Here is a 17,290-nt window from a genome sequence, read left to right as displayed (position 1 = left end):
TTCCATTTTACAAGAATCCATTCATGAAAACATACATTGACCAACTTGGTCGTTCCCATACGTTTGAGTCAGCTCCAAAACGCATTATTTCACTAGTTCCGTCACAAACAGAATTGCTGTATGATTTAGGTCTCGAGGAGAGAATAGTTGGTATTACAAAGTTTTGCGTGCATCCCTATCATTTCAAATTGACTAAGAAATCAGTAGGAGGCACTAAAAAAGTGCATTATGAAAAAATCCGATTGCTGGAACCGGATATTATCATTTGCAATAAAGAGGAAAACACTCAGGAAATGGTAGCCGAGTTGCAAAAAATTGCTCCCGTTTGGGTGACGGATATAATTACCATTGAAGACAATATCCAAATGATTAAAGATTTTGGACAGCTGTTTAACTGCCGTACCGAAGCTCAAAAATGGAGTGACAAATTGATTTTTGCATGGAGCGATTTTAAAAAATTCATAGCCGATAAACCCGTTTTAAGAGTGGCCTATTTTATTTGGAAAAACCCTTATATGGTAGCAGGTTCTGGAACTTTTATTGATGAATTATTACAATTGAATCACTTTGAAAATATATACTCAAACAAAGAGCGATACCCCGAAGTGGATATTACAAAAATTCGTTCTGAGGGTGATCCCCAACTTGTTTTTCTGTCCTCGGAACCGTTTCCTTTTACAGAGGAGCATGCTTTTGAAATAGGAATTCACACCCATCACGGCAAAACAATTTTTGTGGATGGCGAAATGTTTTCATGGCATGGAAGCAGATTAGTCAAAGCTTTTGATTATTTCAAAAAAATCCATAATTCAATAGCAACAGTATAGGCATTAGGTTTATTTTGATTTTACAAACCTATATTAATCAGGTTAGCAGCAAACGGTGTTGAAATTTTAAATTAAAGTTCTATTTTTACAAAAAAAATACGTGATCAATTACACCATTTACGAGAATAAAAATACCGATCAGTGGGTTACTTTTGTCCACGGAGCAGGCGGAAGCTCGTCTATTTGGTTCAAACAAATTCGAGATTTCAAAAAGCAATACAATGTTTTGCTACTCGATTTGCGAGGTCATGGTGAATCAAAAACGACTTTAAAAACCGCTTTCAAACAAAAATATACTTTTTCGGCTTTGGCCAATGATATTCTCGAAGTCTTAGATCATTTGCACATAAAAAAATCCCATTTTGTAGGCATTTCATTAGGAACAATTTTAATCAGGCAATTGGCTGAAATGTATCCAGAACGGGTCCAAAGTATGATTTTGGGTGGTGCCATTCTCAAAATGAATTTTCGCTCGCAAGTGTTAATGCGCTTGGGAAATATGTTTAAATACGTGTTGCCTTATTTGGTTTTATACAAGTTCTTTGCATTTGTAATCATGCCAAAGAAAAGTCACAAACAATCTCGCTTACTATTTATCAACGAAGCTAAAAAGTTATACCAAAAAGAATTCATTAAGTGGTTCAAGCTTACAGCCGAAATCAATCCGGTTCTCAAATGGTTTCGTCAAGTTGAATTGAATATCCCTACTTTATATGTAATGGGTGAGGAAGATTATATGTTTTTACCATCAGTTCGTAAAGTGGTCGAGAGTCATTACAAATCCTCAAAACTTTTTGTTGTTGAAAATTCAGGTCATGTTGTTAATGTCGAGCAACCTAATGTTTTTAATGAGGCTGTTCTTTCTTTCCTAAAAAATAAAAGGTAAAAAAAATGCCCGTACAAGTGTACGAGCAATTCTTTAACTAACCAAAACCAAAATAATAAATAACCAGTTTATTACTCTACAAAGGTCGTGAAGAACTCAAGATATCGTTGTTAAGATTTTGTTATTACTTTGTTGGACTTTAGTTAAGATTTTGGTAATCCAAAAGTATGATTTTTTAAAATGTAAAAATTTGAAAATCAGTATTTTATTACTTTTTTTACACAAACACAATCGTCTTATTATTATACACCATTGTTTTGCGTTCCGCGTGCAATTTTATGGCTCTGGCCAACACCGTTCGTTCTAGGTCACGCCCCTTCATTATATAATCATCAATAGAATGACTGTGAGAAACTCGTGCTATGTCTTGTTCAATAATAGGGCCTTCGTCTAATTCTTCGGTTACATAATGACTTGTAGCACCAATGATTTTTACACCTCGTTTAAAAGCGGAGTGATACGGTTTAGCACCCGGAAAAGCGGGTAAAAAAGAATGATGAATGTTGATGATCTGATTTTTAAATTGTGCAATAAGATTTGGAGTGATAATTTGCATGTAGCGAGCCAAAACAATAAAATCAATTTGGTTTTGAAGGAGCAATTCCAATTGTTGTTTTTCGCCTATATCTTTTATTTCTTTCGTAAAAGGAATATGATAAAAAGGAATTCCAAATTGATGTGCTACTGCTTCTAAATCGTTATGATTACTGATAATTATTGCGATTTCAAGAGGTAATTCGCCCGCTCGATAACGACCCAAAATATCATACAAGCAATGGTCGTATTTGGACACAAACAAAGCCATTTTAGGTTTGTCAGTTTGCAGGTGCATTTCCCATGACATTTGGAATGGTGTAGCTATAACAGTTTGAAAATCGGATTTTATAGCTTCAAGATTCCAATTTTCAGCTTTAAATTCACATTCAATACGCATGAAAAAAACATCTTCATCAGCATCTACATGCTGGTCTAAATAAACGATATTACCATCAATGGCGGCAATATAATTAGTAACAGAGGCAATAATTGCTTTTTGATCTGGGCAGTGAATTAGTATTGTAATTTTTTGCATTCATTTTTCTTTTTAGGCCTTTGAAAAGTAGAGGGCTATTAACTCAAAACTAATGGTATTTGCTGATATAAAAAAATAGGATTTGGCTGTTTCTGTGATATAAAACAGCCAAATTTTTATTTTTTATCCTGCATAGCAAAAACTTTTTGCAGCAATACAGATGTTCTGGAACTCAAATTAGTTCTAATATTCTTTTCCTCTACGGCAACCATTTTAAAAACACCCGTCAGCGCTTGCTTGGTCACATAATCGGTCAAGTCAGGATTTACTTTATTCACCAGCGGAATGCTGTTGTATTTGGTTATAATGTTGGCCCACACTTTATCCGCGCCGACTTTTGTAAATGAGTTTTTAATTACAGGATTAAATTTTCCGTACAAAGCCGTTGATGTACTGTTTTGTAAATATGATGTTGCCGCATTTTGATTGCCTAACAAAATAGTTTTGGCATCCGTAATAGTCATATTTCTCACGGCGTCTACAAATATGGGTGTGGCTTCTTTTACAGCATCTTCGGCAGCGCGATTCAATACTTTCAAACCTTCGTCAGCAAGGGAACTAAGTCCTATTTTGCGCAAACCAGTATCTACTTTTCGCAATTCCTCTGGCAATAAAATTTTTACAGCCTCATTGCGATAAAAACCATCAGTAGCCGTTAGTTTTGTAACTTGTTTCGAAATTCCGTTGTTTAAAGCTTCCTTTAAACCACCAGCAATATCAATGCCTCCAATGCCTTGTGTTTGCGGGAATTGATTCATCACTTGTTGCATTTCGGCACAACCAGAAAGGGAAATCGCCGCGATCAGTACTACAATCTTTTTCATCTTAAATAGGGTATTCGTTAGTGCGCCATTTGGCATTTGTAAAAATACGACTTATTCAAAAATAAAGCCAAACTTTTCATTAGGAGCACCCATTTTGTGCATTCATGAAAATTTGTCCCGCTTTTCGCTGTATCCTCGCTCAAAAAAAGCGAGGGATGCCACTGCAATCGGGGCTAGATTAGAAAATTCTTCTATATATGTGAATAACATCGGTTAACTTCAAATAGCTTTTTTAAAATAAAATTGTAAATTGCAGGCTTAAATTATCATATTCATAAAATGGAACAACAAATACCATATATCCCTAACAATAAAGTAAGAATTGTAACAGCAGCAGCTCTTTTTGACGGTCACGATGCAGCAATCAACATCATGCGTAGGATTATTCAATCTACAGGTGTTGAGGTAATTCACTTAGGTCATGACCGAAGTGTAGAAGAAGTTGTAAATACAGCAATTCAAGAAGATGCTAATGCTATTGCCATCACTTCTTATCAAGGTGGTCATAATGAGTACTTTAAATATATGTATGATTTGCTTCAAGAAAAAGGAGCGGGTCAAATAAAAATTTTTGGTGGTGGAGGCGGAGTGATTTTGCCTACTGAAATTGCTGAACTGCAAGCTTACGGTATTACCCGCATTTACGCTCCAGATGATGGACGCGCGATGGGATTACAAGGAATGATTAACGACTTGGTTCAACAATCTGATTTTCCTACTGGAGATAAATTGACTAATGAAGTAGAGCAATTAGAGGCTAAAAATCCAACAGCTCTAGCCCGAATCATATCTGCAGCAGAAAATTTCCCTGATGTTGCTGCTAAAACATTGGAACTGATCCAAAAAAAGAATGAAAATTGTAAAACACCAGTACTGGGAATTACGGGTACAGGTGGTGCTGGAAAATCATCTTTAGTTGATGAATTAGTACGTCGTTTCTTGATTGATTTTCCTGAAAAAACAATCGGATTAATCTCTGTAGATCCATCTAAAAGAAAAACGGGTGGAGCACTTCTGGGTGATAGAATCCGAATGAATGCCATCAATAATCCTCGTGTATACATGCGTTCATTGGCAACACGTCAGTCCAATTTAGCATTGTCAAAATATGTTGCTGATGCCATTCAAGTAATCAAAGCGGCAAACTATGATATTATTATTTTAGAAACTTCAGGAATCGGTCAGTCTGATACTGAGATTATGGACCACTCTGATGTTTCTTTGTACGTAATGACTCCAGAGTTTGGTGCGGCAACCCAATTGGAAAAAATTGACATGCTTGATTTTGCGGATTTGGTAGCAATAAACAAATTCGACAAACGCGGTTCTCTTGATGCTTTGAGAGACGTGAAAAAACAATACCAGCGCAATCATAACCTCTGGGATGCTGATTTGGATACACTACCTGTTTTCGGGACAATTGCTTCGCAGTTTAATGATCCAGGAATGAATACGCTGTACAAAGCGATTATGGATAAAGTCCATGAAAAAACAAATTCTGATTTGCAATCTACGTTCCAAATCACGCGTGAAATGAGTGAGAAAATCTTTGTAATTCCACCACACAGAACCCGTTATTTATCTGAAATTGCAGAGAGTAACCGCAAATATGATGTGACTGCGTTGAGCCAAGAACAAGTAGCTCAAAAATTATACGGCATTTACAAAACCATTGAAACGGTTGCTAATAAAACACCAGAGTTGAATAAAGCAGGGATCAATGATGATTCCGTTTTGCCAACTGCTATAGAACTTGAAAAAGCAGGTGCTGCCGAAAATAAAATATTCTTAAATCTTTTACTAAATCAGTTTGAAAAAGTAAAAATGGATTTAGATCCCTACAACTGGGAGATTATTTTAAATTGGGACGAAAAAGTAAACAAGTATAAAAATCCGGTTTATACTTTTAAAGTACGTGATCGCGAAATTAAAATGGCTACCCATACCGAGTCATTATCGCATTCTCAAATCCCGAAAATTGCTTTGCCAAAGTACAAAGCATGGGGTGATATTTTACGCTGGTGTTTACAGGAAAATGTTCCTGGAGAATTTCCTTTTACGGCAGGTTTATATCCTTTCAAGCGTGAAGGAGAAGATCCTTCTAGAATGTTTGCTGGTGAAGGTGGGCCAGAAAGAACTAACAAACGTTTTCATTATGTAAGTGCTGGATTGCCAGCCAAACGATTGTCAACAGCATTTGACAGTGTGACCTTATACGGTAATGATCCGCATGTGCGTCCAGATATTTATGGAAAAATTGGTAATGCCGGAGTTTCTATTTGTTGTCTAGATGATGCTAAAAAATTGTACTCAGGTTTTGATTTGGTACATGCAATGACTTCTGTTAGTATGACAATCAACGGACCAGCTCCTATGCTGCTTGGGTTTTTTATGAATGCTGCAATCGATCAACAGTGCGAAATTTACATCAAAGAAAATAATCTTGAAGCTGAAGTTGCTGCTCAAATCAAAGCTATTTACAAGCAAAAAGGGGTAGAAAGACCACAATACCAAGGTGATTTACCTGCAGGAAATAATGGTTTAGGGTTACTTCTTTTGGGAGTTACAGGAGATCAGGTTTTGCCTATGGAAATTTACAATGATATTAAAGCAAGAACCTTATCACAAGTGCGTGGAACGGTTCAGGCTGATATTTTAAAAGAAGATCAAGCTCAAAATACGTGTATTTTCTCTACTGAATTTGCGTTGCGATTGATGGGTGACGTACAGGAATATTTTATTACAAAGAATGTTAGAAACTTCTATTCGGTTTCTATCTCAGGATATCATATTGCCGAGGCTGGTGCAAACCCAATTACACAATTGGCTTTTACCCTTTCTAATGGATTCACTTACGTGGAATATTATTTGAGCCGTGGCATGAACATCAATGATTTTGGACCTAATTTATCGTTCTTCTTTTCGAATGGAGTAGATCCAGAATACGCTGTAATAGGTAGAGTAGCGCGTAAAATTTGGGCGAAAGCCATGAAAACAAAATATGGTGCCAATGAAAGAGCGCAAATGTTGAAATACCACATTCAAACTTCTGGTCGTTCGTTGCATGCACAAGAAATTGATTTCAATGATATTCGTACCACTTTGCAAGCTTTATACGCTATTTATGACAACTGTAACTCATTACATACCAATGCGTATGACGAAGCTATTACGACACCTACGGAAGAAAGTGTGCGTCGTGCCATGGCGATTCAGTTGATTATCAATAAGGAATTAGGTCTAGCTAAAAATGAAAACCCAATTCAAGGTGCTTTTATTATCGAAGAATTAACAGATCTTGTGGAAGCTGCGGTATTACTAGAATTTGATAGAATTACCGAGCGTGGAGGAGTTTTAGGTGCTATGGAAACAATGTATCAGCGTAGTAAAATTCAAGAAGAAAGTTTGTATTATGAAACCTTAAAACATACCGGTGAATTCCCAATTGTGGGTGTGAACACCTTCTTGAGTTCTAAAGGATCGCCAACCGTAATTCCAGCTGAAGTAATTCGTGCTACCGAAGAAGAGAAACAATACCAGATTGATATGTTGAATAATCTTCACCAATCTAATCAAGATAAGGTGAATGCACAACTGAATAGCATTCAAGAAGCGGCTATTAAAAATGAAAATCTATTTGAACACTTGATGGAAGCAACAAAGGTTTGTTCTTTAGGACAAATTACGGCGGCTTTATTTGAAGTGGGTGGTCAATACAGACGAAATATGTAAGTTTTAATTTTTATTATAATGAAAAAGACCTTTCTACGGAAAGGTCTTTTTTTATGGTGTTAAATTATTATAGTGGATTTCACTTGTGGTCTAAGTTTTTTTTAAATTTTATGTCACTAATCGCACAATAAATTAATTTATAAAATATTGTTTTTTAGTTATTTGTATTTTTTTTTAGAAGTGTATTTAAAACTATTTCATTTGTATAATAAATTTTGGCACAGTTCATGAATAGAATTTAAAATAACAACTAAAATTTATATAACTATGAAAAATATTACTCTATTTTTAGCATTCATCGGGATGATGACACTACAAAGTTGCGAAGTTACAGAAGTATATGACGAAGGTCCAAGAACAGAAGTTTTTGAAGTCACAACTTCTTTTGGTCCAGGTAATGGATATAGTAAAATAGTAGATTTTGATCCGCCAATAGGATCATTTGATTCTGTATTAGTGTACCATTTGTTTGATGTAGTTAATGGTCAAGATATCTGGAGATTGATGCCACAGACTTATTATCTGGACAATGGTAGAGAGCTGGATTATAATTTTGATTATACCAGATTTAATGTCGATTTGTTTTTAACTGCTAATTTTAGTTTGAATACCTTATCATCTGATTGGACTCAAAACCAAACGTTTAAAATAGTTATTGTTCCAGATGGTTTTGCAAAAACAGTCAATAAGAATGATATAAATGCAGTGATGTCAGCTTTAAAAGTTCAACAAAGCGATGTTAAAAAGATCACTTTGTAATTTAAATTATATTCATAAAAAAAAGGAAATCGTGAGATTTCCTTTTTTTTGTGGTATAAAATGAATGCTTTACTCTTCAGAATTTTTACTTTTAAATAATGAAACTCCAATACCAAGTAGAAGCGCAACTGCAATAAAAGCAAGTGAAGCCCATTCTGGTAATTTAATAAAGTCGTGCAGTAACATTTTGAGTCCTACAAAGCTTAAAATAGCAATAAGACTGTATTCTAGATAGCTGAATTTAGCTAACATGTTGGCTAAGAAAAAGTACATAGATCGCAATCCTAATATAGCAAAAATGTTAGAACTAAAAACTAGAAAAGGATCATTTGTAATGGCAAGAATAGCAGGTACGCTATCTATTGCAAAAACAACGTCCATAACTTCAATAACAATAAGTGCCACAAACAAGGGGGTTGCAGCAGTAATATGTCTTCTTTTCACAAAAAAATGTTCTTTGTCTATGTGATTAGAAATTGGTATAACTTTTTTTAAAGCCTTGTAAACAAAAGATTTTTTGGGTTGAAATTGTTCGTCCTCACCGCTAAACAACATCTTCATTGCGGTATAAATTAGGAATGCACCAAAAATATAGGTCATCCATGAAAATTTATTAATCAGCATCACACCAAAAAAGATCATCAAGCCTCTAAAAATAATAGCGCCTAAGATACCCCAAAACAAAACGCGGTGTTGGTATTTTTGAGGGATTTTGAAAGCTGCAAAAATAATTGCAATTACAAAAATGTTGTCAATACTTAATGACAACTCTATTAAGTAACCCGTAATAAATTTCATTGCAGCAGCACTTGGTTTTAATGCGTCCGGATTTGCTATGTAATTTGTTGAGTACAACCAGTACACTACTCCAGAAAACAAAAACGACAATGTAACCCATATTGCGGTCCATTTCCCAGCTTCTTTTGAGCTAATGATATGTGGGTTTTTATTAAATACTCCCAAGTCAAATGCTAGAAAAATTAGAACTGCTACTAAGAAAGAGATCCAAACAATCATAAAAGTTATTTTAAAATGTAGCGCAAAGATACTTCTAGAATCTTGAATCAAGAAGATTATTGAAAATAAAGTTGAGGGCAGTAACTCTTTGAAATTGGTGTAAAAAAAATGCCTTCGTTAAGGAAGGCATTTTGATTCAAAAAAATATAGTATTCAAAATTACAAAGCAGAGTTTACTGTTTGTATAATTCTAGCAGCAATTTTATATGGGTCACCGTTTGAAGCTGGTCTGCGATCTTCAAGCCAACCTTTCCATCCTTTTTGAACAGTCATTAAAGGAATACGTATTGAGCAACCTCTATCAGACACTCCGTAAGAGAAATCGTGAATTGAAGCTGTTTCGTGCTTACCTGTTAAACGCAAGTCATTGTAAGCGCCATATACTGCAATGTGTTCAGCTGTTACAGGTCTAAAAGCTTCACATATTTTTTCATAAATTTCTTGAGAACCACATGTTCTTAAAACTTCATTAGAAAAGTTAGCATGCATTCCAGAACCATTCCAATCTGTATCTCCAAGCGGTTTTGGGTGGTATTCAATATAGTACCCGTATTTTTCAGTCAAACGATCCAGTAAGTAACGTGCTACCCAAATTTCGTCTCCTGCTTTTTTAGCACCTTGAGCAAACAATTGAAATTCCCATTGGCCACAAGCCACTTCTTGATTGATTCCCTCAAAGTTGATTCCAGCTGCTATACAAAGGTCTGCATGTTCTTCAACAAGTGCTCTTCCGTGTGTGTTTTTTCCACCTACTGAACAATAGTACATTCCTTGTGGTGCAGGATAACCTCCAATTGGGAAACCCAAAGGCAATAAAGTTTTGGTATCCATGATAAAGTACTCTTGTTCAAAACCAAACCAAAAATCACCATCGTCATCTATAGTTGCTCTTCCGTTTGAAGCATGAGGCGTGCCGTCAGCATTCATAACTTCGGTCATAACAAGATATCCATTAATACGAGTAGGATCAGGATAGATTGCTACTGGTACCAATAAACAATCAGACGAACCACCTTCGGCTTGTCTTGTAGAGGAACCGTCAAATGACCAGTTTCCTATTTCTGCAAGAGTTCCTTGAAAATTTTCGTGCTCTTCAACTTTAGTTTTACTTCTAAGGTTTTGTGTTGGTTCATATCCATCTAACCAAATGTACTCTAATTTAATTTTTGCCATGTCTTTATAGATTTACTTCGTAAAATTGCTGGCACAAAAGTAAAATATTTTTTTAAATACTGTAAAAATGGGGGTGTTTTTTATTTTAAATGGTATAATATTTTTCAAAACGGTATTTTTATAGGGGGTGAATTAAAAAATACGTATTTTTGCAGGGCTTAATTATGTAAATTCATAAAGTACTTCCTTTTATTTTTTATGCAATTATTGAGTATATTTGATTTTGATCTATTGGATTTAAACTAATTTTAAAAAAACGAAACATGCCAACATTACGTTTTCAAGCTTTGAGAGAAGCATCGACTAGAAAGCCCGTTCAATTTGATGAAACAGGTAGAAAATCAATAATTTTTGGTTCAAATGTCTTTAATGAAAAGGCAATGAAGCAATACCTAACTTCGGATGCTTTAAAAGGAATTCAAAGTGCGGTACAACACGGAACCAAAATTGACCGTAAATTAGCAGATTACATTGCGATGGGTATGAAAGAATGGGCACTTGCAAAAGGAGTAACCCATTATACACATTGGTTTCAGCCGCTTACAGGAACAACTGCTGAAAAACACGACGCTTTTTTTGAAACATCTCATGACGGGAGTGATCCTGTTGAAAAATTTGGTGGTGCACAATTAGTTCAACAAGAACCTGATGCTTCTAGTTTTCCAAATGGAGGAATTAGAAATACTTTTGAAGCCAGAGGTTACACGGCTTGGGATCCTACATCACCGGCATTTATCTTTGGAACAACTCTTTGCATACCTACTGTTTTTATTTCGTACACGGGTGAAGCTTTAGATTATAAAACACCACTTTTGCGTGCCCTTATGGTTATGGATGAAGCAGCGACAGAAGTTTGTAAATATTTTGATAAAAATGTGAAAAAAGTGACCGCCACTTTGGGTTGGGAACAAGAATATTTTTTGGTTGATAGTGCATTAGCTAATTCTCGTCCTGATTTAATCATGACCGGAAGAACACTTCTTGGACATACTTCCGCAAAAGGACAACAACTAGATGATCACTATTTTGGATCCATTCCTACACGTGCGCTTACCTATATGAGAGACTTGGAGCAAGAGTGTATGCTCCTTGGAATTCCAGTAAAAACACGTCATAATGAAGTTGCTCCTAATCAATTTGAATTGGCACCAATTTTTGAAGAAACCAACTTAGCAGTTGATCATAATTGTTTGTTGATGGATGTGATGCAAAAAGTAGCCGAACGCCATGACTTAAAAGTATTGTTTCATGAAAAACCTTTTAAAGGAGTAAATGGATCTGGCAAGCACAATAACTGGTCTTTGGCAACAGATACTGGGGTTAACTTGTTGAGTCCAAGTAAAACTCCTATGAGTAATTTACAGTTTTTAACCTTTTTTATCAATACTATTAAAGCCGTTAATGATAATGAGTCTTTACTAAGAGCTGCCATTGCATCGGCTAGTAATGATCATAGGCTTGGTGCCAATGAAGCTCCTCCGGCCATTATATCGGTATTTATTGGAGAACAACTTACAAAAGTATTAGCAGAACTAGAAGGCGTAACAGCAGGAAAATTATCACCAGAGGAAAAAACAGATTTGAAATTGAACGTAGTAGGGAAAATTCCAGACGTACTTCTTGACAATACAGATCGAAATAGAACCTCGCCTTTTGCTTTTACAGGAAATAAATTTGAATTTAGAGCTGTAGGGTCAACAGCCAATTGCTCTAATGCCATGACAACATTAAACGCTATTGTTGCTAAACAATTGAGAGATTTTAAAGTTGAGGTTGATGCCTTAATCGATTCTAAGGATATGAAGAAGGACGATGCAATCTTTAATGTATTGAGAGAATACATTAAGCAATCTAAAAAAATCCTTTTTGAGGGTGATGGTTATAGCGAAGAATGGGAAGTTGAAGCAAAAAAACGCGGTTTAAGTAATTTTAAAACTACGCCTGAAGCTTTAAAAGCTAGAATTTCTAAGCAGTCTTTAGATTTGTTCTCAGAGTTGAATATCATGAATCATGTAGAAGTGGAGGCACGATATGAAATTGAATTAGAGGAATACACTAAAAAAATACAAATAGAAGGTAGAGTTCTAGGAGATATATCTAAGAATCATGTTATACCAACCGCTATTAAGTACCAAAATACGTTGATTGCCAATGTAAAAGGGTTGAAAGATATTTTTGGAGCTGATTTTGAAACGATTGCAAAAGAACAAATTAATCTTATCAAAGAAATTTCGGGACATATTGAAGGGATAAATTCAAAAGTTGAAGAAATGACAGATGAAAGAAGAAAAGCAAATACTCTAACAAATGCTCAAGAAATGGCCGAAGCCTATTGTAATAAAGTAAAACCTTATTTTGAGATTATTAGAAACCACTGTGATAAACTAGAGTTACTAGTTGATAACGAAATTTGGACCTTGACTAAATATCGAGAATTGTTATTTACAAAGTAAATTAAAGTATAGTTTATAACATATTCTTAATTGCAAAGTAAGTACACATTATAAGAAAATGCCTCTCTGTTTTAGAGAGGCATTTTTTTATTCATATGAGGCATAAACCTTTGATATTTTTTTTTCAAGCTGATAATGAAAGAATACAATCAAAAAAGCATTAATTTTTGTTTATGAATAAATTACGATAAATATACTTTTAAATATGTCTATTTCATTTTTTTTAAATTTTGAAACATAAAAAAAAATAATTTTTCAAAAATATCTATGTGTTCTTTTTTAATTGGTGTATTTCATCGATTTATATGAACCCTTAATCGGATTTGTGTTTAAACGTCTGTAAAACAGGTGTTTATACGTGGGTTGATTTTAAAATGCTTCTCTATCTTTGAAATGTGGAAATCAAAAAGTAAAAAAAAGTTTTGAAATTACATTTGATTTCTAAAAAAAGAAGATCCCAAATCACTTTTTTGAACCTACATAATAATTTGTATTAACAACCAATTAAATATATTTATTATGAAAAAAGTAGTTTTAAGCATCTCCGCGATGCTATTAGTAGGAGCAGCATCTTATGCGCAACCAGGTCCAGTAGCTGGAGCTAATTCAAGTTTGGTAGGTCAAACTGGAACTTCTCAAAGTGCGGTAGTACATCAAATTGGAACATCACAAAGTTCTAAAATTAAGCAAGCGACAAGCAACAATGATGCTTTTGTTTATCAAGGAGTACTTCCAGGGCAAATGTTTGTGTCTTCTGCTAACGCTTCAGCAAAGAACATCGCTGATGTTGATCAAAAAGGGGACGACAACCGTGCTTACATCTCTCAAAACAATTGGGATAACAGAGCTACCCAAAAACAAGTTGGAGATAAAAACGATGCCACGATTTGGCAAGATGAAGTTCAAGTAGCAACAGGCTCATTATTTGGGGATGATGATGCTACCCAAACACAAACAGGTAATAATAACAAAGCCACTATTGATCAAGGGACTTCAGGAAATAATCCTATTCCTGCCGTTGGGACTTTTTCACTTATGGTGCCACTTACGTCAGCTATACCAATGACTCCACATGGAGACAACGAAGCTACTCAAACTCAAAACGGCAACTTCAATCTAGCCTATACGAGTCAAGGTGGTGACAAAAACAAATCAACTATTACCCAAAACAGTGTTGGTAAAGCTACGTCTTTAACCGAAAGAAATGTGGCTAATCATTATCAATATGGTAAAGAAAACATTGCGTTAACTACACAAAATGGATTCAAAAATCTAGATAATATTTTGCAAGAGGGAAAATCAAATACCTCTACAACAATGCAAACAGGATTTAGTTCAGGAAACATCAATACCGTTTCTCAGCAAGGGAATTACAATGTATCTAGTGTAACTCAAAGTAACTAATAGATCAATCATGAAGATTGGAGCAGCTTTGTAGCTGCTCCATCTTTTTTTAATTTAAAAGCAATAGTATGAAAATTCGAGTACTGTGTTTTGTCATTGCTGTGTTATTTTCGTTGCAGCTCATTTCTGCTCAAGGAACAGAAACTTCACCAGGTAAAAACTTAGATATAGCTATAATGGGGGATAAAGAAGGTTCTTTATATCTATCTACAACTAACTTATCAGGAAATACAACTGCTAAGCAACAAGCTTTTGATAATACTGTGCAAATGCAACAGATTGGGGAGTATAATACTTTTAATGCGGTATTAAGATCAAATACTACTGCTGTATCAGTGTTTCAAAAAGGAAATAATAATACGATCTTGTTGAATAGTCAAGCGCTCTCAATTGAAAAAAAAGTACTACAGCAAGGTGATAATAATACCATTTACGATTTTGCTTCCTACAGTAGATATGATGTCAAAAATGAATTTGTGCAAAAAGGGAATAATCTAACTATCAATAGTTTTGGTTCCAATTCAATCTCACGAGATTTAAAAATTATTCAGTCAGGAAATGGTGCTACCGTACTATTGATCAATAATTCAAAATTATGAAAATAGTACTCTCTAATTTCTCATTATATATTTTTTTGTTTTTGGGTTGTACATCTTATTCCCAAACAACAAACACAGTTGTAAAAGCAAAAATAGTGATAGATAAAACGGAAACCAATATAAAAATAACTGGCACTGCCGAAAATTTATCGGATGGTGTACAGAGCTTATCCTATAAATTATCAGTAATTAAAAAAAATACTGTAAATGATAATCAATCAAATAATGTTCAAGAAGGATTTTTTTCTTTAAATCCAAGTGAAAATAAAAATCTGTCAACAACAGAAGTTAATTTGGGCAATACAGATGAGGTTATTGTTTTGTTACTTTTTTATAATGAAAATAAGCAGTTAATAGGAAAGGATCGAGTAGTTCTAAATGCTCAAAAAAAAAAGACAACGTAGCTAATATTCCTGCCGACGGTTTTGAAATAATAGGAATTATTTCAAATGAAACGAAGACTAAAGTAGGTAAAGATTTTTACGATTTATATTTTTATCTCTATAATGAGTATAAAATTAATGCCAAGAAAATTGTCGTTTTAACAGAGGAATTTAGTTTTGGTAGAAATACCAAGATAGTAATCACGATAGAGAATGATATTATATATGAATTTTTAGCACGTCCAGATGAAGAATATTTAAATGTAATGGGTGAACAAGCTATTTATGCCACGTATTTACACCTTAAGAATTTAGAAAAACAAAACAAATATTTTACTCAGTATTAATTTTATCTACAAACTTATGAGATTATTATATGTCTTAACAATCGTTTTTTTTGGTTTTCAATCCGTAATAGCACAGGATTTAGTATACAAACCTAAAAATCCTGCTTTTGGGGGTGATACATTTAATTATCAATGGCTGGCAAGTTCGGCGGAGTCCCAAAATAAGTTTACAGACAAATCAATTTCGCAACCTGCTCAAACTGAACTTGAGCGGTTTACATCAAGCTTAAACTCGCTACTTTTAAGTCAAGTTTCGAGCTCCTTGTTTAAGCAACAGTTTGGTAATGATGGTATTAAAATAGGTTCCTACACTTTTGGTAGTCTTTCTGTAGAGGTGTATCCTTCGTCTGGAGGATTAACGGTAGATATCTTAGATACTAAAACAGGTGAACAAACACAAGTAATCATCCCAAATCGATAATATGAATACATTAAAATGCGTACCCTTACTTATTTTTTTTTTAATTTCCAGTTGTGGAGCATATTACAATCAACCTACTGGTGTAGAAAAGGCGGTAATTGGAGAAAATACTCCAGCAACAACACTCTTGAAAGAGTTGCCCAAGCCTAAAGAGCCCATAGTAGTTGGGCTTTATAAATTTCGAGACCAAACTGGACAGTACAAAGCCACTGAAAATGGTAGCAATTTTAGTACAGCCGTAACCCAAGGGGCTACATCAATTTTAATTAAAGCGCTTGAAGATTCAAAATGGTTTATTCCCATCGAAAGAGAAAATATTGGTAATTTATTGCAAGAACGTAATCTTATTCGGTCTACACGGCAAGAATATTCCAAAGATGTTGATCCTAATGTACCGCAAATTACACCTTTATTATACGCGGGTGTTCTACTGGAAGGTGGAATTATTTCCTATGACTCTAATATAATTACTGGCGGGTTTGGAGCGCGTTATTTCGGTACTGGTGGATCTATTAAATACAGACAAGATCGTGTAACTGTTTATTTAAGAATGGTATCTACCGCAAATGGTAAGATTTTAAAATCAGTTTACATTTCAAAAACAATTTTATCGCAAGCAATCGATCAAAGTCTTTTTAAGTATGTCAATTTCAAAAGATTATTAGAAGTAGAAACGGGATATACAACAAACGAGCCTGTGCAAATGGCCGTTACAGAGGCTATTGAAAAAGCAGTTGCGACTTTAGTCTTAGAAGGAATCAAAGAAAAAATTTGGGAATCTGATGTACCTAAACCAGAAGTTGACGCAATCCTAACTAAGTATGAAAAAGAAAATTCAGATGCTGCTACTACGGCAATTTATGGCAGGAAATTACAAGAAAGAAGATCTCGTTTCGCAATGGAATTAACTGGAGGTGTTGCACTAATAGATGGAGATTATCCTAACGCCATGTTTCGCCCAATGGGTCGTGGTGCCTTAAAATATTATTTTACTCCTTCGTTCAATGTCAGTGCTTCTACTAATGTGATGAAATTAGCTAATAAAGATCTTTTAGATGTAGGTTATGCAACATTTGATCTTAATCTTGAATTTATGGTTTTGCCAAAGGATAAGTTTTCACCCTATCTATTTGCGGGTGGTGGCTATGGTGCAAACAAAAAAATTGAAAACAACCATACTAAAGCTCAATATGGACTGGGATTAGAATATATGGTTTCAAATGCCATAGGAATCAAACTTTATGGCGAACATAATCTAAACTTTAGTGACAATATTGACTATCAAATAAGAGGAGTGCGTGATGATTTTTATTATCGTTTTGGTTTTGGACTCACATATTATTTTTTAAATAGCAAAAAAAATACTTTTTCAAAAAAAATAACGAAATAAGAA

General features: G+C 34.4%; 15 protein-coding genes. 11 read left to right on the top strand and 4 right to left on the bottom strand.

The genetic code is table 11. The features are described from left to right. Positions 1 to 23: 23 nt before the first annotated feature. Positions 24 to 827: an ABC transporter substrate-binding protein gene (locus IQ05_RS10925; protein WP_144892882.1), complete on the top strand. Its 804-nt coding sequence runs from the start codon at positions 24 to 26 to the stop codon at positions 825 to 827. 100 nt (positions 828 to 927) lie between these two features. Next, on the top strand, positions 928 to 1,713 hold the full coding sequence (locus IQ05_RS10920; protein ID WP_144892880.1) for an alpha/beta fold hydrolase: 786 nt from the start codon (positions 928 to 930) through the stop codon (positions 1,711 to 1,713). 217 nt (positions 1,714 to 1,930) lie between these two features. Here IQ05_RS10920 and purU read toward each other — a convergent pair whose 3' ends face one another. Together purU and IQ05_RS10910 are read right to left on the bottom strand one after the other, a co-directional pair. Next, complete coding sequence (purU, locus tag IQ05_RS10915; RefSeq protein ID WP_144892878.1) at positions 1,931 to 2,785, bottom strand: formyltetrahydrofolate deformylase; 855 nt, start codon at positions 2,783 to 2,785, stop codon at positions 1,931 to 1,933. Positions 2,786 to 2,901: 116 nt separating this feature from the next. Next, complete coding sequence (locus IQ05_RS10910; protein ID WP_144892876.1) at positions 2,902 to 3,609, bottom strand: DUF4197 domain-containing protein; 708 nt, start codon at positions 3,607 to 3,609, stop codon at positions 2,902 to 2,904. Between the two features lie 279 nt (positions 3,610 to 3,888). Here IQ05_RS10910 and IQ05_RS10905 point away from each other — a divergent pair, with 279 nt between their 5' ends. Beyond that, positions 3,889 to 7,341, top strand: a complete 3,453-nt coding sequence (locus IQ05_RS10905) for a methylmalonyl-CoA mutase family protein (RefSeq protein ID WP_144892874.1) — start codon at positions 3,889 to 3,891, stop codon at positions 7,339 to 7,341. 267 nt (positions 7,342 to 7,608) lie between these two features. Next, positions 7,609 to 8,100 (top strand): hypothetical protein, encoded by a 492-nt coding sequence (locus IQ05_RS10900; protein WP_144892872.1) that lies wholly within the window; start codon positions 7,609 to 7,611, stop codon positions 8,098 to 8,100. A gap of 69 nt (positions 8,101 to 8,169) precedes the next feature. Here IQ05_RS10900 and IQ05_RS10895 read toward each other — a convergent pair whose 3' ends face one another. Beyond that, the gene (locus IQ05_RS10895) at positions 8,170 to 9,117 is read right to left on the bottom strand and encodes a TerC family protein (protein WP_144892870.1); all 948 of its coding nucleotides are present in this window, start codon (positions 9,115 to 9,117) and stop codon (positions 8,170 to 8,172) included. A 159-nt stretch (positions 9,118 to 9,276) separates the two neighbouring features. Then, positions 9,277 to 10,290: a glutamine synthetase beta-grasp domain-containing protein gene (locus IQ05_RS10890; protein ID WP_144892868.1), complete on the bottom strand. Its 1,014-nt coding sequence runs from the start codon at positions 10,288 to 10,290 to the stop codon at positions 9,277 to 9,279. A 263-nt stretch (positions 10,291 to 10,553) separates the two neighbouring features. Between IQ05_RS10890 and IQ05_RS10885 the strand changes: the two genes are divergently transcribed. From IQ05_RS10885 to IQ05_RS10855, 7 genes are all read left to right on the top strand, one after another. Next, positions 10,554 to 12,743, top strand: coding sequence for a glutamine synthetase III family protein (locus tag IQ05_RS10885; RefSeq protein WP_144892866.1), 2,190 nt, complete (start codon positions 10,554 to 10,556; stop codon positions 12,741 to 12,743). A gap of 519 nt (positions 12,744 to 13,262) precedes the next feature. After that, the gene (locus tag IQ05_RS10880; RefSeq protein ID WP_144892864.1) at positions 13,263 to 14,147 is read left to right on the top strand and encodes a hypothetical protein; all 885 of its coding nucleotides are present in this window, start codon (positions 13,263 to 13,265) and stop codon (positions 14,145 to 14,147) included. A 68-nt stretch (positions 14,148 to 14,215) separates the two neighbouring features. Beyond that, complete coding sequence (locus IQ05_RS10875; RefSeq protein ID WP_144892862.1) at positions 14,216 to 14,746, top strand: hypothetical protein; 531 nt, start codon at positions 14,216 to 14,218, stop codon at positions 14,744 to 14,746. A gap of 95 nt (positions 14,747 to 14,841) precedes the next feature. Continuing rightward, the gene (locus IQ05_RS10870; protein WP_244289560.1) at positions 14,842 to 15,150 is read left to right on the top strand and encodes a hypothetical protein; all 309 of its coding nucleotides are present in this window, start codon (positions 14,842 to 14,844) and stop codon (positions 15,148 to 15,150) included. 5 nt (positions 15,151 to 15,155) lie between these two features. After that, complete coding sequence (locus tag IQ05_RS10865) at positions 15,156 to 15,476, top strand: CsgE family curli-type amyloid fiber assembly protein (protein ID WP_317133641.1); 321 nt, start codon at positions 15,156 to 15,158, stop codon at positions 15,474 to 15,476. Between the two features lie 16 nt (positions 15,477 to 15,492). Beyond that, positions 15,493 to 15,897, top strand: coding sequence for a curli assembly protein CsgF (locus IQ05_RS10860; protein ID WP_144892858.1), 405 nt, complete (start codon positions 15,493 to 15,495; stop codon positions 15,895 to 15,897). Position 15,898: 1 nt separating this feature from the next. Further along, complete coding sequence (locus IQ05_RS10855; protein ID WP_144892856.1) at positions 15,899 to 17,287, top strand: CsgG/HfaB family protein; 1,389 nt, start codon at positions 15,899 to 15,901, stop codon at positions 17,285 to 17,287. Positions 17,288 to 17,290 lie beyond the last annotated feature (3 nt).

The organism is Flavobacterium tiangeerense, from assembly GCF_007830355.1.
Lineage (GTDB): Bacteria > Bacteroidota > Bacteroidia > Flavobacteriales > Flavobacteriaceae > Flavobacterium > Flavobacterium tiangeerense.
The sequence above is the reverse complement of the archived record's forward strand: the minus strand, read 5'-3'. Positions and strand labels throughout refer to the sequence as shown.

What these genes read in the sequence shown, in the direction of transcription:
- IQ05_RS10900 (WP_144892872.1), top strand. Translation starts at nt 7,609, where the DNA reads ATGAAAAATATTACTCTATTTTTAGCATTCATCGGGATGATGACACTA.
- IQ05_RS10925 (WP_144892882.1), top strand. Translation starts at nt 24, where the DNA reads ATGAAAACATACATTGACCAACTTGGTCGTTCCCATACGTTTGAGTCA.
- IQ05_RS10895 (WP_144892870.1), bottom strand. Translation starts at nt 9,117, where the DNA reads ATGATTGTTTGGATCTCTTTCTTAGTAGCAGTTCTAATTTTTCTAGCA.
- IQ05_RS10905 (WP_144892874.1), top strand. Translation starts at nt 3,889, where the DNA reads ATGGAACAACAAATACCATATATCCCTAACAATAAAGTAAGAATTGTA.
- IQ05_RS10875 (WP_144892862.1), top strand. Translation starts at nt 14,216, where the DNA reads ATGAAAATTCGAGTACTGTGTTTTGTCATTGCTGTGTTATTTTCGTTG.
- purU (WP_144892878.1), bottom strand. Translation starts at nt 2,785, where the DNA reads ATGCAAAAAATTACAATACTAATTCACTGCCCAGATCAAAAAGCAATT.
- IQ05_RS10855 (WP_144892856.1), top strand. Translation starts at nt 15,899, where the DNA reads ATGAATACATTAAAATGCGTACCCTTACTTATTTTTTTTTTAATTTCC.
- IQ05_RS10880 (WP_144892864.1), top strand. Translation starts at nt 13,263, where the DNA reads ATGAAAAAAGTAGTTTTAAGCATCTCCGCGATGCTATTAGTAGGAGCA.
- IQ05_RS10910 (WP_144892876.1), bottom strand. Translation starts at nt 3,609, where the DNA reads ATGAAAAAGATTGTAGTACTGATCGCGGCGATTTCCCTTTCTGGTTGT.
- IQ05_RS10885 (WP_144892866.1), top strand. Translation starts at nt 10,554, where the DNA reads ATGCCAACATTACGTTTTCAAGCTTTGAGAGAAGCATCGACTAGAAAG.
- IQ05_RS10890 (WP_144892868.1), bottom strand. Translation starts at nt 10,290, where the DNA reads ATGGCAAAAATTAAATTAGAGTACATTTGGTTAGATGGATATGAACCA.
- IQ05_RS10860 (WP_144892858.1), top strand. Translation starts at nt 15,493, where the DNA reads ATGAGATTATTATATGTCTTAACAATCGTTTTTTTTGGTTTTCAATCC.